Here is a 20,213-nt window from a genome sequence, read left to right on the forward strand (position 1 = left end):
CGCAATGCATCGGACGCGTATCAAGATCTGTGGTTTGACCCGGGAAGAGGACGTCCTCGCAGCTGTGAATGCCGGGGCTGACGCTATCGGCTTCGTTTTCTATCCACCTAGCCCGCGCTTCGTGAGTTTCGAGCGGGCGGCCGAATTGGCCCGTTTGGTGCCGCCCTTCGTTACTGTCGTCGGTCTGTTCGTCAATGCTGAGCGCAGCTATGTCGAGGCCGCCAGGGCTGCGGTTCCGCTGCAGGTGCTGCAGTTCCATGGCGACGAGAGCGAGGCTCAGTGCCTCGGTTACGGTTTGCCCTACATCAAGGCGGCGCGGATGCGGCCAGGGCTTGATCTGCTAAAATACGCGGCTTGCTACCCCACAGCCCAAGGTTTGCTCCTTGATGCCTTCGTCGAAGGCTATGGCGGCGGGGGGGAAACTTTTGACTGGTCGCTGATTCCTTCCGGGCTGCCTGTGCCGCTGATTCTGTCCGGTGGGCTGCACGCGGGCAATGTGGAGGAGGCGGTGCGGCGCGTCCGGCCTTGGGCCGTGGACGTGTCCAGCGGCGTGGAAGCCGCGAAGGGCGTCAAGGACGCCGCCAGGATCACCGAATTTGTTGCCGGAGTTCGACATGCACATGGCTGATGCCCCTTACGATCTACCCGATGCACGCGGCCATTTTGGTCCTTATGGCGGCGTCTTCGTCGCGGAAACCCTGATTCCGGCACTGACCGAACTGCGTCAGGCCTACGAAGCGGCCCAGCAGGATCCGGCCTTCATGGCCGAATACGCTTATGAGCTGAAGCACTACGTGGGGCGGCCAAGCCCGATCTACCATGCCAAGCGCTGGTCCGAACTGCTCGGCGGTGCGCAGATCTACCTGAAGCGCGAAGACCTCAACCATACCGGCGCCCACAAGGTGAATAACTGCATCGGCCAGGCCATGCTGGCCCGCCGCATGGGCAAGCCGCGGGTCATCGCCGAAACCGGCGCCGGGCAGCATGGGGTGGCTACGGCTACGGTGGCGGCTCGCTACGGCATGGAATGCGTTGTGTACATGGGGTCAGAAGACGTGCGGCGGCAGGCTGCCAACGTCTATCGCATGAAGCTGCTGGGCGCCACGGTGGTGCCGGTGGAGAGCGGCTCTAAGACCCTCAAGGATGCGCTCAACGAAGCCATGCGCGACTGGGTCACCAACATCGGCAACACGTTCTACATCATCGGTACGGTCGCCGGCCCGCATCCCTATCCGATGATGGTCCGCGACTTCCAGAAGATCATCGGCGTGGAGTGCATCGAGCAGATGCCCGAGATGGCCGGTCGTCAGCCCGATTACGTGATTGCATGCGTGGGCGGCGGTTCCAATGCGATGGGGATTTTCTACCCGTACATCGAGCACAAGGATGTTCGTCTCGTGGGGGTCGAAGCAGCTGGTAGCGGCATCGAAACGGGCATGCACGCGGCCTCCCTATCGGCGGGGCGCCCCGGTGTGCTGCACGGCAATCGGACCTACCTCCTGCAGAACGACGACGGCCAGATCATCGAGACCCATTCTATTTCCGCCGGTCTGGATTACCCAGGGGTTGGCCCCGAGCACGCCTGGCTCAAGGACATCGCGCGCGCCGAGTATGTGGGCATCACCGATGCGGAGGCGCTGCAGGCGTTCCATGACCTGTGCCGCTTCGAAGGCATCATCCCGGCGCTGGAGTCGTCCCATGCCCTGGCTTATGCGGCCAAGCTGGCTCCCACACTGCCGAAGGACAAGGTTCTGCTCGTCAATCTTTCCGGCCGGGGCGACAAAGATATGCATACCGTCGCCGAAAAGTCCGGCATCCAGTTTTAACCTCTTCACGGCCTTGCCGGCCCAAAGTCGGCAAGGCCGTTGATCATTCGTACCCATTCATGTCCAGAATTCAACGAACCTTCAAGCGGCTCGAAGGCGAAGGCCGTAAGGCGCTCATTCCCTTCATCACCGCCGGAGATCCCGCACCCGAGATGACCCTGCCGCTGATGCAGGCGCTGGTTGCGGGCGGGGCCGATGTCATCGAGCTCGGCGTTCCGTTCTCCGACCCGATGGCCGATGGGCCGACCATTCAGCGTGCGTCTGAACGTGCGCTGGCCGCCGGTATGAGTCTGCGCAAGGTGCTCGACATCGTGCGCACCTTCCGGGCAGCGGGGGATGAAACCCCGATCGTGCTGATGGGCTACGCCAACCCGATCGAGGCCATGGGGCTGGAGGCCTTCACGCGTGCAGCCGCGGATGCCGGTGTCGATGGTGTGCTGGTAGTGGATTACCCGCCCGAGGAGTGCCAGAGCTTTGCCGAGGCCTGCCGTGCTGCCGGCCTCGATCCGATCTTCCTGTTGGCGCCGACGTCCACTGAGCAACGCTTCGCCGATGTGGCGGCGGCCGGCAGTGGTTACATCTATTACGTTTCCCTGAAGGGCGTGACGGGATCGGCTACGCTCGACCTCGATGAGGTCGCCCGCCGTATCCCCGTCATCCGTGAAAAGGTCGGCATGCCGGTCGGCGTTGGCTTCGGCATCCGCGATGCGGAAACTGCGGCGCGCATTGCCGGCCTTGCCGACGCAGTGGTGATCGGCAGCCGCATCATCGAGGAGATCGAGCAGAGCGCGCACGGCGAGGCGCCGGCTCGCGTGCAGGCTTTCATCCGCGCTATTCGTGAAGCAATAGACGCCGCTGGGGAGCAACAATGAGCTGGCTGACCAAGCTGCTGCCCCCCAAGATCAAGCGGGATGTGCCGTCTGCACGCAAGTCGATCCCCGAAGGCTTGTGGAGCAAATGTCCTTCCTGCGAGGCGGTGCTCTACCGTTCAGATCTGGAGGGCAATCTCAACGTCTGCCCCAAGTGTGGGCACCATCAACGCATCCGGGCGCGTCAGCGCATCGATTACCTGCTCGATCCTGAAGGCCGTTTCGAGATCGGCGCCGAAGTGGTGCCCGTCGATCCGCTGAAGTTCAAGGATTCCAAGCGTTATCCGGACCGGCTCGCCGCGGGGAACGAAGATACCGGTGAAGCCGATGCGCTGGTGGTGGTGCAGGGGGCGATCAAGACCGTGCCGGTCGTGCTGGCCTGCTTTGAGTTCGAGTTTCTCGGCGGCTCCATGGGCTCGGTGGTCGGCGAACGTTTCGTGCGCGGCGTCAAGGCCGCCCAAGAGCAGCGTCTGCCTTTCATTTGTGCGACGGCCACTGGTGGGGCACGGATGCAGGAGGGGCTGTTCTCCCTGATGCAGATGGCCAAGACCACGGCCTCTATTACGCGCCTTGCCGAGCGTCGTCTGCCTTTCATCACCTTGCTGACCGACCCGACGATGGGTGGGGTGTCCGCCAGCTTCGCTTTCATGGGCGATCTGGTGATCGGCGAGCCGGGAGCCCTGATCGGCTTTGCCGGTCCGCGCGTCATCGAGCAGACCGTGCGCGAAACGCTGCCCGAGGGCTTCCAGCGTTCCGAGTTCCTCCTTGAGAAGGGGGCTCTGGACATGATCATCGATCGGCGTGAACTGCGCGATCGACTTCCTGAACTCATTACTCTCCTCACACGCCAGCCGTCGGTCGGCGGAGTGGTCTGATCCATGCAATTGCCCGAAACCCTTGAAGGCTGGCTTGGCCTGCTGGAAGCACGTCACGGCCAGGCCATCCAGCTTGGCCTGGACCGCGTCCGCCTGGTCCGTGATGCGCTGAATCTGCCCCAGACCTGCCCGGTCTTCACCATTGGTGGAACCAATGGCAAGGGCTCCACTTGTGCGCTGCTGGAGTCGGTGTTGTTGGCCGCCGGCTACCGCGTGGGCCTTTACACCTCGCCCCATCTGCTGCGCTACAACGAGCGTGTGCGTATCGATGGCCGCGAGGTGGACGACCAAGCCTTGGTCGAGGCTTTTGCCGAGGTCGAGCGCGCTCGCGGCGAGACTCCACTGACTTATTTCGAGCACGGCACGCTGGCGGCCTGGGTGGCATTCTGCCGGGCCGGACTCGATGCAGTCATCCTCGAGGTTGGCCTTGGCGGGCGGCTCGACGCGGTCAATGTGTTCGAGCCTGACTGCGCCATCGTTACCAGTGTGGCCCTGGATCACATGGAGTTCCTGGGTAATGATCGGGAGACGATCGGCTTTGAGAAGGCCGGCATCTTTCGAGCCGGCAAGCCCGCGATCTGTAGCGATCCGCTGCCGCCCGCATCCCTGTTGGCCCACGCAGAGGCCATCGGTGCGCGGCTGCTTGTCAGCGGCCGTGATTTCGGTTTTTCCGGTGACCAGCAGCAGTGGGCGTTCTGGCTGGCGGGTGGCTCTCGCCGCGGGGGGCTCGCCTATCCGGCACTGCGCGGTACCAATCAGCTGCTCAACGCCTCGGCCGTGATGGCAGCGTGCGAGTCTGTGCGGGATATCCTGCCGGTACCGATGCAGGCGATCCGCCAGGGCTTCATGCTGGTGGATCTGCCCGGGCGCTTTCAGGTGTTGCCGGGGCGTCCATCGGTGATTCTGGACGTGGCTCACAATCCGCAGGCTGCCGGAGTGCTCAACGAGAATCTCGCCAGCATGGGTTTCTTCCCGGAGACCTGGGCGGTGATCGGCATGTTGGCCGACAAGGATGTGTCCGGCGTCATCCGTTTGCTGAGAGACCGGGTGGATCACTGGCTGGTGGCAACGCTGCCCGGGCCGCGCGGCTTGAATGCTGAGCGCCTTGCCGGAATCCTGCGGGAGGCCGGGGTAAGTGTCAACATCTCGGAGTTCGAGTCGCCAGGCGCTGCTTATCAGGCAGCACGTGGTCGGGCGGCCGAGAGTGATAGAATTGTCGTTTTTGGCTCCTTCCTCACGGTAGCCGATGTTCTGGCAGCTGCCGGGGCATCCAAATAGGTATTGCTGCACGATGGCCGATAACGATTCCCAGATCGACCTGAAGAAGCGCGCACGTCGCCGCCTGGTGGGGTCTGCTGCGCTGGCCTTGGCCGCGGTGATCGTCCTGCCAATGGTGATGGACCACGAGCCGCGACAAACGGTGCCCGATGTGCAGATCCGCCTTCCGAGTCAGGAGGGGGGTAATTTCACGTCGCGGGTGATTACCGGCAAGGCGCCGGCGCCGTCCCAGCCCGTGGCGGGTACGGTTGCCGAAGAGACGATTGTGCCGGAGGTGGACGACGGGGCGCACCACAAGGATGACGCCGACATGCCCCCCCCGCTGTTGAAGCCCGGGCAGGAACTGCTCCCGCCGTCCAAGCTCAAGAAAGAGGCGGTCAAGACGGACCCGAAGCCCGAGCCGCCCAAGAAAGCGGAAGTCAGGTCCGAGCCTGCCAAAAAGCCGGAACCCAAACTCGAGCCACCAAAGAAGGTGGATGCCAAGCCCGATGTAAAGAAGCCCGAGGCCAGGCTCGAAGCCAAGTCCGATCCCAAGCAGAAGGAAAGGGAGCGGGAAAAGGAAAAAGAGAAGGCTGAGGCTGACAAGGCCCATGCCGACGCCGAGCGCGCCAAGGCCCTGTTGAGTGGTGCTGCGCCCAAGGAACCGAACGCGGGCGGAGCCCACGTCGTATCGCTCGGCGCGTATCGCGAAGCAGCGAACGTGACAAGTCTGCGCGCCAAGTTGAAGGCGGAAGGCTACGCTTCATATGTGGAGCCGTTGGGTGACAAGATCAGGGTCCGCGCGGGCCCTTTTCCCAACAAGGCGGCTGCCGACAAGGCGGCTGCCCGGATCAGCAAGATCCTTGGGGTGCCGGCTTCCGTGGCGTCCAAACCCTGATGTGCAATTCCTTTGAACGGGTTTGATTATTTCCTGTTGGCCGTCGTGGGCGTGTCGGCAGTTTTGGGTTTTTGGCGGGGCCTGCTTTCGGAGTTGGTGGCGCTGTGTGCGTGGGTGCTGGCCTTCCTGGCGGCCAAGACCCTGACCGCCAGCGTGCAGCCTTTCGTGGCGCTCCTGGTGAAGGAGCCGGTGTTGCAGGTACCGGCGGCATTTATTTCGATTTTTGTGGTCGTCCTGATTCTGGTGGCGATCCTGCGCTGGGCCCTGGGTGAACTCGTGAGAGCGGCAGGGCTGGGCTTCGCGGATCGTTTCCTCGGTGCATGCTTCGGTGCAGTCCGAGGTGGCGTGATTGTGTTTGCAGTGGCGTTGCTCGTCGGCCTCGGCGGCTTCGCCGGAAGCCGGTGGTGGCAGGAGGCGAGTTTCTCTGCGCCCCTCGAAGCCGCTGCGCTGGCTTCCAAACCGTGGCTCCCCGAGCTTCTGGCAAAGAGACTTAGATACCGATAGGTGGTTTGAAATGTGTGGCATTCTGGGCGTAGTAGCGACAACCCCCGTCAATCAGCTCCTTTATGATGGCCTGCAGGTGCTTCAGCACCGTGGCCAGGACGCAGCGGGTATCGCCACTGCGGAAGGTGGGCGATTTCACATGCACAAGGCGTCGGGCCTCGTGCGCGACGTGTTCCGGACCCGGAACATGCGGGATCTGCCCGGCAACATGGGTATCGCCCATGTTCGATATCCGACTGCCGGTTCGGCCTCGGCCGCTGCAGAGGCTCAGCCTTTCTACGTGAACTCGCCCTTCGGCATCATGTTGGCCCACAACGGCAACCTGACCAATGCGGAAGAGTTGCAGAAGGAAATGTTCCTGTCCGATCTGCGGCACATCAACACCAACTCCGATTCGGAAGTGTTGCTCAACGTGCTGGCCCACGAACTGCAGGCGGCTGCCAAGAGCTTCCGCCTGGATGAGGAGACCGTCTTCGACGCCGTGGCCGGCGTGCATCGCCGTTGCCGCGGCGCCTATGCCACGGTGGCTATGATCTCCGGTACCGGCCTGCTGGCTTTCCGTGACCCCTACGGGATCCGCCCGCTGGTCATCGGCCGTAACGACACGCCGAACGGCGTCGAGTGGCTGATTGCCTCCGAGAGCGTAGCGCTGGATGTTATGGGCTTCAAGCTGGTGCGGGACGTGGCGCCGGGCGAGGCGATCCTCATCGACACCGAAGGGCGTTTCCATAGTCGGCAGTGTGCGACCCACACCGTGCACGCTCCCTGTATGTTCGAGTTCGTGTACCTGGCTCGTCCAGACTCGTTGATCGACGGTATCTCGGTTTACGACGCGCGTATCAACATGGGCAGCTCCTTGGCCAAGAAGCTGCGCGAGACTCTGCCGCATCTGAAGATCGACGTGGTCATCCCAATCCCCGACTCCAGCCGTCCGTCGGCGATGGAAATGGCCCATCGCCTGAATGTGCCGTATCGCGAAGGTTTCGTGAAGAACCGCTACATCGGCCGGACCTTCATCATGCCTGGGCAGGCGATCCGCAAGAAGTCGGTGCGCCAGAAGCTCAATACCATTCACCAGGAGTTCAAGGGCAAGGCCGTGCTGCTGGTGGACGATTCCATCGTACGTGGCACCACCAGCCGCGAGATCGTGCAGATGGCGCGGGATGCCGGGGCGACCAAGGTGTACATGGCTTCTGCGGCGCCCCCGGTGCGCTATGCGAACGTCTATGGCATCGACATGCCGACCAAGGCCGAGTTGATCGCCAGCGACCGTACCGAAGCGGAGATCTGTGCAGAGATCGGCGCCGATGCACTGATCTACCAGGATCTGGAAGACCTAAAGGATGCGGTGAAGGCGCTGAATCCGGCGGTTTCCGTCTTCGAAACCTCCTGTTTCGATGGCACTTACGTAACTGGCGACGTAACCCAGGAGTACCTGAGCGGCATCGAAAACCAGCGTAGTGGTGCTGCGGGCAAGCCGGCCGGTGAAGAAGGTGGTGGCCAGATGGACCTCAACCTGATCTCCCGCAGCGAAAGCTGATAATGAACCCGGTGGGTGATCTGGATGCCACGCCGGCATGTCCAGCACCCACCAACCTTGGTCGTCTCGTTGCAAGCACGTGGGGCCACAGGGGCGTGAAAGTCTGCTAAGGCCGGCGCTGGTCTAAGCGCGCGGCTGTCAGTCAGCTCACAGAGGCTGGCGGGAGAGTTTCCCGTCTGCCCATGTCAGTACTTCTCCAGAGGCCCGTTCGGCCTCGACTCTCCAGTCAGCCAGCACCCAGCGTTCGCAGTGGTGTCCGTCCACTTCGATCTGGTGGACCGCCGGTCTATGGGTGTGCCCGTGAATCAGCAACGGGAAGCCGTGCTCGCGCAGCAGTGCCGCAACCGTATCGCCATTGACATCCATGATCGCCGCATCCTTCTCGGACTTGGCGGTCTCACTCTTCATGCGCGCGCCGGCGATGATCTGCTTACGGACGGCCAGTGGCTGGGCCAGGAACTGGGTTTGCCAGGCCGGGTTGCGCACCTGGGTGCGGAAGGCTTGGTAGGCGAGATCGTCGGTGCACAGGCTGTCGCCGTGACACAGCAGGGTGCGTTGGTCGCCCAACTGGATCAGCGTCGGTTCATCGAGGATATGCAGGCGTGCGCGGGTCGCGAATTTGCTGCCCAGCAGAAAGTCACGGTTGCCTGCCATGAAGTGGACCTTGCAGCCACCTTCGGCAAAGACGGCGAGTACTTCGGCAACGCCGTGGTTGAGCGGGTCGTCCAGATCGTCATCGCCGGCCCAGTATTCGAACAGATCACCGAGTATGTACAGGCTGTCGGCTGCCTGGGCGGGGCCGGCCAGGTAATGTTCGAACAGGGCGGTGAGTTCAGGGCGATCAGCGCTCAGGTGCAGATCGGAGATGAAATGGATTTGCATGGTGCTGGTCGCCCTGGAGCCTTAGATGACTTCGGCGCGGGTGATGACCACGTCTTCCTTCGGCACGTCCTGGTGGAAGCCGGCGGAGCCGGTCTTGACACCCTTGATCTTCTCTACGACGTCGAGGCCCTCGGTGACGCGGCCAAAGACACAGTAGCCCCAGCCCTGGATGTCGGGGGAGCGGTAGTTGAGGAAGTCGTTGTCACCCACGTTGATGAAGAACTGGGCCGTGGCGGAGTGCGGATCCTGCGTCCGAGCCATGGCGATGGTGCCGATTTCGTTCTTCAGACCGTTGTCGGCTTCGTTCTTGATCGGTGCCTGGGTAGCCTTCTGCTTCATGCCCGGCTCAAAGCCGCCGCCCTGGATCATGAAACCGTTGATCACGCGGTGGAAGATCGTGTTGTCGTAGTGGCCGGCTTCCACGTAGGCGAGGAAGTTCTTGACGGTTTCGGGGGCCTTTTCGGCGTCCAGTTCGAGGACGATGTCGCCGTGGTTGGTGCTGAGTTTGACAGCCATGAGTGCTCCTGTTGGTTGGTGTGGGGTTTACTTGCCAGCCTGCTCGGGCAGTTGCCGGACAGACTGGATGGTGACAGGCGTGGCTGGGACATTCTGGTGGAAGCCCCGATTGGCGGTGGGCACTTTGCCGATCTTGCGAACGACGTCCATGCCGTTGGTGACCTTGCCGAAGACGGCATAGCCGGCGCCGTCAGGCGACGGGTAGTTCAGGGGGCGGTTATCTTCGAGGTTGATGAAGAACTGCGCGGTGGCGGAGTTCGGATCCTGGGTGCGGGCCATGGCAATGGTGCCGGCGTCGTTCTTGAGGCCGTTGCGGGCTTCATTCGGGATCGGCGCACGGGTGGCTTTTTCTTCCATGCGGGTATTCATGCCGCCGCCCTGGATCATGAAGCCGTCGATGACGCGGTGGAAGATCAGTCCGTCGTAAAAGCCGCTTTTCACGTACTCGAGGAAGTTGGCCACCGTTTTGGGGGCCTTTTCCGGGTAGAGCTCGAGCACGATGGTGCCTTCGCTGGTTTTCATCTCGACCTGAGGATTGGCGGCCAGGGCGAACAGGCTATGGCCAGCGAGCGCGAGGGCCAAGAGGGCTTTCTTCATTGGGTGTCCTTGGGAGCAGTGATGGGCGGGGCGGGGCGAGTGGGCAAGGTTGCAGGTGTCGTGGCCAGAGAAGAGGGCGCGATGGCTTTGGCGGGCGAGATACTCGTGATCTCGCGGATGATCGATACTTTGTGTCGAGCCGCTGCGTTGGAAGGATCCAGGGTTTGTGCTTTGTCGTAGGCTTGGCCGGCCAGCCCTGCGTAGACGTCGCCGAGGTTTTCGTGGGCGGTAGCATAGCCGGGACGCAGCCGGATGGCCGCTTCCAGCGCAAGGCGTGCCTTGTCGTACTGCTTTTGCTTGGCATGCAGGACCGCCAGATTGTTATACGGCTCAGGCAGGTCGGGATAGTCTTCAGTGAGTTTCTGGAAAACGGCTATCGCGTCGGCGTTGCGGTTGAGTTCGGCGAGGGCAATCCCCTTCAGAAAACGTAGCTGCGCATCTTGTGGCTTGCTTGCCAGCAGCGCGTCGGTGCGTTCAGCAACACGTGCGAACTTTCCTTGGGAGAGTAGGCCCTGCAGGTCTTGCACGGATTCGGCCTTGACCGAGCTGCACACCAGGATGTGGAGGAACAGGGTGGCGGCCAGGGCTCGTTTTGACATGTGTTATGATTAGGGTCCGTGCGTAAGGCACGCAGGCGTTGTGGCAGGAGCGGTTCAGCTACAAGCGCGGCATTTTACCAAGAAGCGTAGTTGCCGACCATGAGCCCCCTCATGGCCCAGGTTCAAGGGTTTTTCCTTTCGATTTTGGCAAGGTCTGTTTGCCTGCCATTGGCGGCGTGATGCCGTTCTCATTTTCAATCGGCTTTCTGGCTAGCGATTTCCCCCATGTTGAAACTTCATAACTCCCTTTCACGCAAGAAGGAGCAGTTCAGCCCCATCGAACCTGGCAAGGTCCGCATGTATGTTTGCGGAATGACGGTTTATGACTACTGCCACCTGGGGCATGCGCGCGTTATGGTGGTGTTCGACATGGTGGCGCGCTGGTTGCGCTCAAGCGGTTACGCCGTGACCTATGTGCGCAACATCACCGACATCGACGACAAGATCATCAAGCGTGCGCAGGAAAACGGGGAGAGCATCCGGGCCCTGACGGACCGCTTCATCGCTGCGATGCATGAAGACGCGGATGCACTGGGTGTATTGCGTCCAGACCATGAGCCGCGTGCCACTGAGTTTGTACCGTCCATGCAGCGCCTGATCAGCGATCTGGAGCGCCACGGCTTGGCCTATCAGGCCGCCAATGCGGATGTGTGCTATTCGGTGCGCAAATTCGATGGCTACGGCAAGTTGTCCGGCAAGTCCCTAGACGAACTGCGCGCCGGCGAGCGGGTCGAAGTCGCGGGGGGCAAACACGATCCACTCGATTTCGTGCTGTGGAAGCATGCGCGTGCCGAGGAGCCGGAGGAGGTAAAGTGGGATTCTCCATGGGGACCTGGCCGCCCGGGCTGGCACATCGAGTGCTCGGCGATGAGCTCCGAGTTACTTGGCGATCACTTCGATATCCACGGCGGCGGCGCTGACCTGCAGTTCCCTCACCATGAGAACGAGATTGCCCAGAGTGAGGGGGCACATCAATGTTCCTTCGTCAATTACTGGATGCACAACGGGTTCGTTCGGGTGGACGACGAGAAGATGTCGAAGAGCCTCGGCAACTTCTTCACCATTCGCGATGTGCTCAAGGACTACGCGCCGGAAGTAGTGCGCTTCTTCATCCTGCGGGCCCACTACCGTAGCCCGCTCAATTACTCGGATGCTCATCTGGAAGATGCCCGCAGTGCGCTGTCGCGCTTGTACACGGCGCTGCGCAATGTTCCGGCGGCGGATGCGGCCGAGATCGATTGGGCTACGCCGGCCGCAGCGCGCTTTAAGTCGGCCATGGACGATGACTTCAACACGGCGGAAGCTCTGTCGGTGTTGTTTGACCTGGCTAATGAGGTGAATCGGTCCCGGTCGGCGGAGGCTGCGGCCGAACTCAAGGCCCTGGGCGGCGTGCTGGGGCTGCTGGAGCAGGATCCAACGGCCTTCCTGCAGGCCGGCATCGAGGGTGATGAAGGGGACGCGACAGTGATCGAGGAGAAGATCGCGGCGCGGATCGCGGCCAAAAAGGCAAAGAACTTTGCCGACGCGGACCGGATCCGGGCCGAACTGCTTGCGGACGGAATCGTTCTCGAAGACACGCCCCAGGGAACGATCTGGCGGCGTGCCTGATCCTCTACATACCGCTTCCGGCGGGGCCTTCAAGTTTGTGGGGCCGTGGAGTAGGGCGCTCAGTGCAGGACGCGGCCGTCGCGGCCTAGTACCGTCAGGTTGACGAAGCGCGATCCATTGTGGCTGCTGGGGGTGTAGCTGACCCTATAGCCGCCGACATCTATGTTGCCGCTTTCGAGAACCGAAACCAGTTTTTCCCGGCTGGGCTCCTTGCCGCTTTTCTTCAAGGCTTCGCCGACCACTTTGGCGTTGATGTAGCCCTCGATGCCGTAATAGCTGTAGTTGCCGTGTTTTGCGAAGGCCTGTAGTGCCTTCTGATATTCCTTGACGACGGGCACGGTGTCGTTCCAGGGGTAGGGCATGACTTGGGAAATACCGATGCCGTGTGCGTCCTTGGCCCCCAGTTCGTTTACCAAAAGATCGGCACCGATGGGGGATAGCGTCGAGAACTGGGGCATCTGCCCGGCCTTGCGCATTTGCCGGATGAACTCGGCGCTGGGCTTGTAAAGAGTCGCCATGATGACGGCCTGGGGATCGGCCTTGGAGATCTGGGCGACGGCGGGACCGACATCGAGTGAGTTGCGTTCGATCGAGCCGACGGCGACCGGCTTCAGCTTGTGGTGGGCCAGCGTGGCGGTCACACCTTCCAGCCCCGACTTGCCGAATCCATCGTTCTGGTAGAACACCGCGATGTTGGTGATCCCCAGACCGACGAGGTGATTGACGATGGCCTCCGTTTCGTCGGCGTAGCTGGCCCGCAGGTGGAACATGTAGCGATTGACCGGGCTACGTAGGCTACCGGCGCCGCTGATGGTGCCGACGAGGGGCACTTTGGCTTCGCTGAACACCTTCATCGCCTCTGTTGTCGGGGAAGACCCATAGAAGGCCATCAGTGCGAAGACCTTGTGCTCGTTGATGAGCTTACGGGTATTGGCGACGGCCTTGTCGGTTTCGTAACCGTCGTCGAGGGTGACCAACTCTACCTTGCGGCCATTGATGCCGCCAGTGGCGTTCAGCTGTGCGAAATAGGCCAGGGCGCCTTCCTTCATCTCCTTGCCATAGGCCCCGTTGGGACCACTGAAAGGGGCGGACATGCCCAGCGTGATGGTGGTGTCTCCTACGCCTGGATCGGCCGCCTGGGCCGGTGTGCCTGACGCCAGCATCAAGCCGGCGCCAATACAGGTGATCAGTTTTCTTATGGTGTGGAAGGGCATCATTGTCATTATTTTTTGTTAATCAAATCGGAGCCGGCCACGAGTATAGGACAAAAAAAATGCCTTTCGGAAAGCGCACGGGCCGACGTTGAAACAACGTCGGCCCGCGTGTCAGACTGCTGCAGTGCGGCAATTATCAGGCGCCGAAGAAGTCCTTCACCTTGTCCATCCAGGACTTCGCCTTCGGGTTGTGACGCTCCGCATTGGACGATGCGATCTCATCGAATTCCCGCAGCAGCTCCTTCTGGCGTTCCGTCAGTTTGACCGGAGTTTCCACTATGACGTGCACCATCAGGTCGCCGGGGGCGTGGCTGCGTACGTTGCGGATGCCCTTGCCGCGCAGGCGGAAGACCTTGGCGCTCTGGGTTTCGGCCGGAATACGAATGGCCGCTGCACCGTCCAGCGTCGGAATCTCGATCTCGCCGCCCAGCGCCGCCGTCGTGAAGCTGATCGGCATCTCGCAATGGAGATCGTCGCCATCCCGCTGGAAGACGGGGTGTTGCTTGATGTGGATCTCTACGTAGAGATCGCCGGCGGGGCCACCGTTGACGCCGGGCTCGCCATGGCCGCTGTGGCGCAGGCGCATACCGTCGTCGATGCCCGCAGGGATCTTCACTTCCAGGGTCTTCTGGCGCTTGATCCGGCCTGCGCCGCCGCAGGACGTGCAGGGCTCGGGGATGATGCGGCCGCTGCCGTGGCACTTCGGGCAGGTCTGCTGGATCGAGAAGAAGCCCTGCTGGATACGCACCTGACCGGCTCCGCCGCAGGTAGGGCAGGTCTTGGGCTGGGTGCCGGGCTTGGCGCCGCTGCCGTGGCAGCTGTCGCATTCCTCGAGAGCGGGAATGCGAATGGTCTTCTCGGCGCCACGGGCGGCTTCCTCGAGGCTGATCTCCAGGTTGTAGCGCAGGTCGGCGCCGCGATAGACGTTGGAGCGCCCGCGTCCGCCACCGCCACCGAAGATGTCACCGAAGATGTCGCCGAATGCGTCGGCGAAGCCCTCGAAGCCTTGGCCGCCGCCTCCGCCACCGCCCATGGACGGATCGACGCCGGCATGGCCGTAGCGGTCGTAGGCGGCGCGCTTGTTGCTGTCGGTGAGGATCTCGTAGGCCTCCTTGACCTCCTTGAACTTCTCCTCGGCTTCCTTGTTGTCCGGATTGCGGTCCGGGTGGTACTTCATGGCCAGCTTGCGGTAGGCCTTTTTCAATTCATCCTCGGAGGCGTCGCGATTGACGCCGAGGATCTCGTATAAATCCCGTTTCGCCATTTTTGGGTGCTCTGGCTATCTTGTGGAAAGGCCGAGCCGAGCGGCGCACGGGGCGCCGGCATGGCTCGGCCGGAGCTGTCTATGCGGCAGTGATGCCGGACAGGCTTACTTCTTGTCCTTCACCTCGGTGAATTCGGCGTCGACGACGTCCGGATCGTTGGCCTTGGAGCTGCTGCCACCGGCTGCGCCGGCACCAGCCCCAGCGCCCGCGGCACCGGCTTCAGCTTGAGCCTGCGCGTAGATATGTTCGCCGAGCTTCTGGCTGACGGCGGCCAGGGCTTCGCTCTTGGCATCGATGGCGGCCTTGTCGCCGGTCTTGATGGCGTCTTCGGCGTCCTTGATGGCGGCTTCGATCTTGGCCTTGTCTTCACCGATCTTGTCGCCGTGCTCGGCCAGGGCCTTCTTCACGGAGTGAACCAGGGTGTCGAGCTGGTTGCGGGCATCGACCAGTTCGTGGGCCTTCTTGTCTTCCTCGGCGTGAGCCTCGGCGTCGCGGACCATCTGCTGGATCTCGTCATCGGACAGGCCGGAGTTGGCCTTGATGGTGATCTTGTTTTCCTTGCCGGTGGCCTTGTCCTTGGCGGACACGTGCAGGATGCCGTTGGCGTCGATGTCGAAGGTGACTTCGATCTGCGGCATGCCGCGCGGGGCCGGCGGAATGTCGGACAGGTTGAACTGGCCGAGGCTCTTGTTGCCGCTGGCCATTTCACGCTCGCCCTGCAGCACGTGGATGGTCACGGCGGACTGGTTGTCGTCGGCGGTGGAGAACACTTGCGAGGCCTTGGTCGGGATCGTGGTGTTCTTCTGGATCAGCTTGGTCATCACGCCGCCCAGGGTTTCGATACCGAGGGACAGCGGGGAGACGTCGAGCAGCAGCACGTCCTTCACTTCGCCCTGCAGCACGCCGCCCTGGATGGAGGCGCCAACGGCGACGGCTTCGTCCGGGTTCACGTCACGGCGCGGATCCTTGCCGAAGAACTCCTTCACCTTGTCGATGACCTTGGGCATGCGGGTCTGGCCGCCGACCAGGATCACGTCGTCGATGTCGGAAACCTTCACGCCGGCATCCTTGAGGGCCACGCGGCAGGGCTCGATGGTGCGCTCGACCAGGTCTTCGACCAGCGATTCGAACTTGGCGCGGGTGATCTTCAGGGCCAGGTGCTTCGGGCCGGTGGCGTCGGCAGTGATGTAGGGCAGGTTGATTTCGGTCTGCTGGCCGGAGGACAGCTCGATCTTGGCCTTTTCGGCGGCTTCCTTCAGGCGCTGCAGGGCCAGCACGTCGTTCTTGAGATCGACGCCTTGCTCCTTTTTGAACTCGGTGACGATGTAGTCGATGATGCGCTGATCGAAGTCTTCGCCGCCCAGGAAGGTGTCGCCGTTGGTGGCCAGCACTTCGAACTGGTGCTCGCCGTCGATGTCGGCGATTTCGATGATGGAGATGTCGAAAGTGCCGCCGCCAAGGTCGAACACGGCGATCTTGGAGTCGCCCGGCTTCTTGTCCATGCCGAAGGCCAGCGCGGCCGCGGTCGGCTCATTGATGATGCGCTTGACTTCGAGGCCGGCGATCTTGCCGGCATCCTTGGTGGCCTGGCGCTGGCTGTCGTTGAAGTAGGCCGGAACGGTGATGACCGCTTCGGTGACTTCTTCGCCGAGGTAGTCTTCGGCGGTCTTCTTCATCTTGCGCAGCACTTCGGCGGAAACCTGCGGCGGGGCGATCTTCTTGCCACGCACTTCAACCCAGGCGTCGCCATTGTCGGCCTTGGCGATGGTGAAGGGCATCAGGTCGATGTCCTTCTGTACTTCCTTCTCTTCGAAGCGGCGGCCGATCAGGCGCTTGATGGCGTAGAGGGTGTTGCGGGCGTTGGTGACGGCCTGGCGCTTGGCCGGGGCGCCACACAGGATTTCACCGTCGTCAGCGTAGGCGACGACGGACGGGGTGGTGCGCGCACCTTCGGAGTTCTCGATGACCTTCGGTTTGCCGCCTTCCATCACGGAAACGCAGCTGTTGGTGGTGCCGAGGTCGATGCCGATGATCTTGCCCATGAGTTTTCCTTCAGTTCGAATTCTGTTTGACATACGCTCCGACGGGGTCGGTGCGTTGGCTTGTTACCGATATGGGGATGCCGTCGCCGCTTTCAAGCAGCGGATTTGGCTTTCGACACGACCACGAGCGCCGGACGGATGGTTCGATCGTGCAGCAGGTAGCCCTTCTGCAGCACATTGATCACCGTGTTGGGCTCACCGTCGGCCTCGATGGCGCTGATGGCCTGGTGCTTGTTCGGGTCGAACTTCTCGCCGACCGGATTGACCTCGACCACATTGGCGCCCTGGAAGGCGGAGACCAGCTGCTTGAGTGTCAGTTCGACGCCCTGCTTGAAGCTCTCGAGGGTAGCATTCTCGGTGGCGAGGGCGGCTTCGAGGCTGTCCTTGACCGGCAGCATGGCCTGGGCGAATTTGTCGGCGGCAAACTTGCCGGCCTTGGCGATGTCGTCCTGGGCCCGGCGGCGGACGTTTTCAGTCTCGGCCTTGGCTCGCAGCCACGCATCATGGTGTTCGGCAGCCTTCAGTTCGGCCTGGCGGAGTTGTTCGGTCAGGTTGGGCAGGGTGTCGACACTCGGCGCATCCACGGGTTGGGAAACATGCTCGGCCTCAGTGCCGGTGGCGTTTTCCGCGAGTTCCGGGGTCCGCGTTTCTTCTGCGTTCCGCGGGGTGTCTTGATCTTGCATGGGTAAGGCTCCTTTTTGGGACTCGCGGTAACTTGGGGGCGCAGGTTAAGATTTCAAGGGGCAATTTTTCATCGATGCCGCCTTGTATCCACTGTGGGTGTAAAATTGCGATAAATCCGGCGTGTCCCGGTCATCTTTCCAGGCTCTGGGGCGTAAAACAGGTATGGAACAAGAACCCAGCAAGATCGGCAAATACAAGCTGCTCCGCGAGGTGGGGCGTGGCGCTACGGCAACCGTTTATCTGGCCGAGCACCCCCAGTACCCGGAGCCGGTTGCCCTCAAGCTGATCCGTTTCGATGATAAGTCGAAGGACGAGGCGAAATGGAACCGTCGGCTGCTCAAGCTGTTGAGGGCGGAGATGGATGTGTCCCGTCGTCTGGACCACCCGAACATCATCAAGATCTTCGATACGGCGGTCGAGAAGGACTACGCCTATATCGTCATGGAGTACTTCCCGGGCACGACGCTCGAGCCGTATTGCACCTTTCAGAATCTTTTACCGCAGCACCGGACGATCGGCATCATTTTCAAGTGCTGTATGGCGCTGGATTACGCCTACCGCCAGGGCATCGTACATCGGGACATCAAGCCGGCCAATATCCTGATCGATGAGCAGGACAACATCAAAATTACGGATTTCGGCCTTGCCCTCAATATCAGCAAGAAGAGCGAGTCCGACTCGACTTTCATCATGGGGGTTGGCTCTCCGGCTTACATGAGCCCGGAGCAGATCAAGGGTTACCCGTTGAATCAGAAGACCGACCTGTTCTCGCTCGGTGTCGTGCTCTTCCACATGCTGACGGGACGCCTGCCGTTCCGTGCCAAGAATCCGGCCCAGCTGATCTACAAGATCCTCAATACCGAGCCTCCGCTCGTCTCGCAGATCAACGCAGATTTGCCGGAGCAGTTGGATACCGTCATCCGCAAGGCGCTTGAGAAGGATCTGTATTCCCGCTACAAAAATGGCGCCGACTTCGCCAAGGACTTGTCAGCCGTCAGGTACAAGATCCTCGACGACACGAGTCTGCCGCAGGATACGACGCGTTTTTCAATTTTGCGGAAAATGCCGTTTTTTGTGGAATTTGAAGATGTGGAAATCTGGGAGATTCTGCGTATTTCTCGCTGGCGCAAGGTGGATTCGAACACTTTGTTGATGCGGGAGGGGGATTCCGACCAGCGTTTCGGAATTGTCATTGACGGGCGTGTGGAGATTTCTGTCGATGGGCATCGCGTCAGCGAGTATGGCTACGGCGAGGTGTTTGGCGCACTGGCCTATCTCGACCAGCAGGACCACAAACACATGAATACGGTGGTCACGACAACATCCACCGTGTATCTGGAGTTGAATCCGGCTTCGCTGTCCCTTGCTACGGATGAATGCCAGGAGGCATTCCGTTCCAGACTCGTTACCGTCGTCGCACGCCGGCTGGGGCAGGCTCAGCGGGATCTGGCGAAGAATGGGCCGCCGGCAGAGCGCATCACGGCGAGCGGTTTCGGGATGGAACTCCAGTTGGTCGATAACTGACCCGGAGTCATGGGGCGGGGCTGCCGAGATTTGCCCGAGCCCAGCGCTGGATATCTTGACTGCCAATGGCGCCGGAGTGTCGTGCAAGTTCCCTGCCTTTTTGCATGAGAACCAGCGTAGGGATGCTGCGGATGCCGAAGCGTGCCGCCAGACCGGGTTCTTCCTCCGTATCGATCTTACCTAGCCGGATCTGCGGTTGAAGGTCCGTTGCCGCGGCTTCAAAGGCCGGGGCCATGCTGCGACACGGTCCGCACCAGGGAGCCCAGAAGTCCACCAGCAAGGGAATGTCGCTGTGTTCTGCGTGAGCAGAAAAATTGTTTCCTGTCAGATGGACCGGGTGCCCGGTAAAGAGGGGGCCTTTGCATTTGCCGCAATGTCCGGCGTCTCCTAGGCGTGTTGCAGGCATGCGGTTGAGTGCGTTGCAGTGGGGGCAGGCGATCAGCAAGGGGACGCTCATGGTGGGGCTCCGGGAGATTTCAGCCTATATTGTGGGGTAATCCGGGGTTTCAAGTGGCAGCGGGCAGGGTGTTGTGAAAATCTAAAGTTCCACTAAATTCGGCCGAAATCCAGCTTGTATCGCAATATTTGTGCGGGGCGGAGGGAGGTGGCGCGTGGGGCGGGGCAGCACATACGGGATCAGTCGGGTCGATAACGAAACAAGTCGTACCCATGGCTGGCTGGTGACGATCCAGCGGCGCGGCGTGATCTATCGGAAGCACTTCAGCGACGGCGTCTTCGGAGGGCGGCAGCATTCGTTCGTGGCCGCGAAAGCGTATCGGGACGAGATCATCGCCGCCCATCCACCGCTGTCGATGCAGGAATACTCCAATATTGTCAAGAAGAACAACCGTTCGGGCGTCGTGGGGGTTTGTCGGTACTGCGCCTCCGAAACCCGCGATCTGCCGGAGGAAAAGCAGCGCTGGTTCTGGGTGGCGTCGTGGCCCTTGCCAGACGGGAAGCGCAAACGGGTCAAGTTCTCCGTCAAGAAGTACGGCGAAGACGGCGCCTTCCAGATGGCGATGGACGCTAGGTCTGTGGCCCTGGGAAAACTGGTCGGAGCTTTCGATCCCGGCGCTGTGCGGCGCAAGCCCGTGAAGCGCCGTACAGCAGCCGTAGGCTCTGCTACTACGCGCTGACTTCTGCGGCTAATCCTTGTCGCCCAAGGCCATGCTGACCATCCAGGTCAGCAGGCTGTATAGCAACGCGCCTAAGAACGCCGTCGGAAAGTCCGGTACGACAAAGCCGCGCACCAGGCCGGACACGAACCAGAACATCAGGGCATTGATGACCAACGTGAACAGGCCGAGGGTCAGGATCGTGATCGGCAGGGTCACGATGATCAGGATCGGCCGGATTATCGCGTTCACAAAGCCCAGTAGCAGCGCACTCACCAGGGCGGCGGAATAGCTGTCGACGTGGATGCGGGTGAGCACTTCCGGGATCAGCATCAGCGCGACCGCGTTGAGAACCCAGCGTAAGAGGAGTTTCATGATTGCCCGTTCCTGCCGCGGCT

The 20,213-nt window shown here is 61.6% G+C and carries 21 protein-coding genes; 11 read left to right on the forward strand and 10 right to left on the reverse strand.

What is annotated here, in order from left to right; genetic code table 11:
• Nucleotides 1–4: 4 nt before the first annotated feature.
• Genes AC1PQG_RS07630 through purF form a run of 8 tightly spaced genes read left to right on the forward strand, consistent with a single transcriptional unit; the run spans nt 5 to nt 7,769 of the window.
• Nucleotides 5–628, forward strand: a complete 624-nt coding sequence (locus AC1PQG_RS07630) for a phosphoribosylanthranilate isomerase (RefSeq protein ID WP_481122004.1) — start codon at nt 5–7, stop codon at nt 626–628.
• The gene (gene trpB, locus AC1PQG_RS07635) at nt 615–1,826 is read left to right on the forward strand and encodes a tryptophan synthase subunit beta (protein WP_481122005.1); all 1,212 of its coding nucleotides are present in this window, start codon (nt 615–617) and stop codon (nt 1,824–1,826) included. Before AC1PQG_RS07630 ends, trpB begins: the two co-directional genes overlap by 14 nt.
• A gap of 59 nt (nt 1,827–1,885) precedes the next feature.
• The gene (gene trpA / locus AC1PQG_RS07640) at nt 1,886–2,698 is read left to right on the forward strand and encodes a tryptophan synthase subunit alpha (protein ID WP_481122006.1); all 813 of its coding nucleotides are present in this window, start codon (nt 1,886–1,888) and stop codon (nt 2,696–2,698) included.
• Nucleotides 2,695–3,570 carry an acetyl-CoA carboxylase, carboxyltransferase subunit beta gene (gene accD / locus AC1PQG_RS07645; RefSeq protein ID WP_481122007.1) on the forward strand — a complete coding sequence of 292 codons (876 nt, stop codon included), beginning with the start codon at nt 2,695–2,697 and terminating at the stop codon, nt 3,568–3,570. The genes trpA and accD overlap by 4 nt, the downstream gene beginning before the upstream one ends.
• A gap of 3 nt (nt 3,571–3,573) precedes the next feature.
• Entirely contained in the window at nt 3,574–4,848 is a 1,275-nt protein-coding gene (folC, locus tag AC1PQG_RS07650; protein WP_481122008.1) for a bifunctional tetrahydrofolate synthase/dihydrofolate synthase, read from the forward strand.
• Nucleotides 4,849–4,861: 13 nt separating this feature from the next.
• Entirely contained in the window at nt 4,862–5,725 is an 864-nt protein-coding gene (locus AC1PQG_RS07655) for an SPOR domain-containing protein (protein ID WP_481122009.1), read from the forward strand.
• Between the two features lie 12 nt (nt 5,726–5,737).
• Entirely contained in the window at nt 5,738–6,229 is a 492-nt protein-coding gene (locus AC1PQG_RS07660; RefSeq protein ID WP_481122010.1) for a CvpA family protein, read from the forward strand.
• Nucleotides 6,230–6,239: 10 nt separating this feature from the next.
• Entirely contained in the window at nt 6,240–7,769 is a 1,530-nt protein-coding gene (purF, locus tag AC1PQG_RS07665; RefSeq protein ID WP_481122011.1) for an amidophosphoribosyltransferase, read from the forward strand.
• A 147-nt stretch (nt 7,770–7,916) separates the two neighbouring features.
• Here purF and AC1PQG_RS07670 read toward each other — a convergent pair whose 3' ends face one another.
• The 4 genes from AC1PQG_RS07670 to AC1PQG_RS07685 are packed head-to-tail and all read right to left on the reverse strand — an operon-like array spanning nt 7,917 to nt 10,363.
• Nucleotides 7,917–8,651: a UDP-2,3-diacylglucosamine diphosphatase gene (locus tag AC1PQG_RS07670; RefSeq protein WP_481122012.1), complete on the reverse strand. Its 735-nt coding sequence runs from the start codon at nt 8,649–8,651 to the stop codon at nt 7,917–7,919.
• A 21-nt stretch (nt 8,652–8,672) separates the two neighbouring features.
• Nucleotides 8,673–9,167 carry a peptidylprolyl isomerase gene (locus AC1PQG_RS07675; protein WP_481122013.1) on the reverse strand — a complete coding sequence of 165 codons (495 nt, stop codon included), beginning with the start codon at nt 9,165–9,167 and terminating at the stop codon, nt 8,673–8,675.
• Between the two features lie 27 nt (nt 9,168–9,194).
• Nucleotides 9,195–9,764, reverse strand: coding sequence for a peptidylprolyl isomerase (locus AC1PQG_RS07680; RefSeq protein ID WP_481114931.1), 570 nt, complete (start codon nt 9,762–9,764; stop codon nt 9,195–9,197).
• Nucleotides 9,761–10,363 (reverse strand): tetratricopeptide repeat protein, encoded by a 603-nt coding sequence (locus tag AC1PQG_RS07685; protein WP_481122014.1) that lies wholly within the window; start codon nt 10,361–10,363, stop codon nt 9,761–9,763. The genes AC1PQG_RS07680 and AC1PQG_RS07685 overlap by 4 nt, the downstream gene beginning before the upstream one ends.
• A gap of 225 nt (nt 10,364–10,588) precedes the next feature.
• Here AC1PQG_RS07685 and cysS point away from each other — a divergent pair, with 225 nt between their 5' ends.
• Nucleotides 10,589–11,971 (forward strand): cysteine--tRNA ligase, encoded by a 1,383-nt coding sequence (gene cysS / locus AC1PQG_RS07690; protein ID WP_481122015.1) that lies wholly within the window; start codon nt 10,589–10,591, stop codon nt 11,969–11,971.
• 59 nt (nt 11,972–12,030) lie between these two features.
• Here the strand turns inward: cysS and AC1PQG_RS07695 are convergent, their stop codons facing one another.
• From AC1PQG_RS07695 to grpE, 4 genes are all read right to left on the reverse strand, one after another.
• Entirely contained in the window at nt 12,031–13,194 is a 1,164-nt protein-coding gene (locus AC1PQG_RS07695) for an ABC transporter substrate-binding protein (protein ID WP_481122016.1), read from the reverse strand.
• 127 nt (nt 13,195–13,321) lie between these two features.
• Complete coding sequence (gene dnaJ, locus AC1PQG_RS07700; RefSeq protein WP_481122017.1) at nt 13,322–14,449, reverse strand: molecular chaperone DnaJ; 1,128 nt, start codon at nt 14,447–14,449, stop codon at nt 13,322–13,324.
• Nucleotides 14,450–14,554: 105 nt separating this feature from the next.
• Nucleotides 14,555–16,492, reverse strand: a complete 1,938-nt coding sequence (gene dnaK / locus AC1PQG_RS07705) for a molecular chaperone DnaK (RefSeq protein WP_481122018.1) — start codon at nt 16,490–16,492, stop codon at nt 14,555–14,557.
• 92 nt (nt 16,493–16,584) lie between these two features.
• A complete protein-coding gene (grpE, locus tag AC1PQG_RS07710) occupies nt 16,585–17,175 on the reverse strand; it encodes a nucleotide exchange factor GrpE (protein WP_481122019.1) in 591 nt (196 codons plus the stop codon).
• A gap of 163 nt (nt 17,176–17,338) precedes the next feature.
• Here grpE and AC1PQG_RS07715 point away from each other — a divergent pair, with 163 nt between their 5' ends.
• Nucleotides 17,339–18,700, forward strand: a complete 1,362-nt coding sequence (locus AC1PQG_RS07715) for a protein kinase domain-containing protein (RefSeq protein WP_481122020.1) — start codon at nt 17,339–17,341, stop codon at nt 18,698–18,700.
• A 7-nt stretch (nt 18,701–18,707) separates the two neighbouring features.
• Here the strand turns inward: AC1PQG_RS07715 and trxC are convergent, their stop codons facing one another.
• Complete coding sequence (trxC, locus tag AC1PQG_RS07720; RefSeq protein WP_481122021.1) at nt 18,708–19,157, reverse strand: thioredoxin TrxC; 450 nt, start codon at nt 19,155–19,157, stop codon at nt 18,708–18,710.
• A 154-nt stretch (nt 19,158–19,311) separates the two neighbouring features.
• Here trxC and AC1PQG_RS07725 point away from each other — a divergent pair, with 154 nt between their 5' ends.
• Nucleotides 19,312–19,836 carry an AP2 domain-containing protein gene (locus AC1PQG_RS07725; protein WP_481122022.1) on the forward strand — a complete coding sequence of 175 codons (525 nt, stop codon included), beginning with the start codon at nt 19,312–19,314 and terminating at the stop codon, nt 19,834–19,836.
• Nucleotides 19,837–19,845: 9 nt separating this feature from the next.
• Here the strand turns inward: AC1PQG_RS07725 and AC1PQG_RS07730 are convergent, their stop codons facing one another.
• A complete protein-coding gene (locus tag AC1PQG_RS07730) occupies nt 19,846–20,190 on the reverse strand; it encodes a phage holin family protein (protein ID WP_481122023.1) in 345 nt (114 codons plus the stop codon).
• Nucleotides 20,191–20,213 lie beyond the last annotated feature (23 nt).

It is taken from the genome of Zoogloea sp. GDB6, from assembly GCF_056724105.1.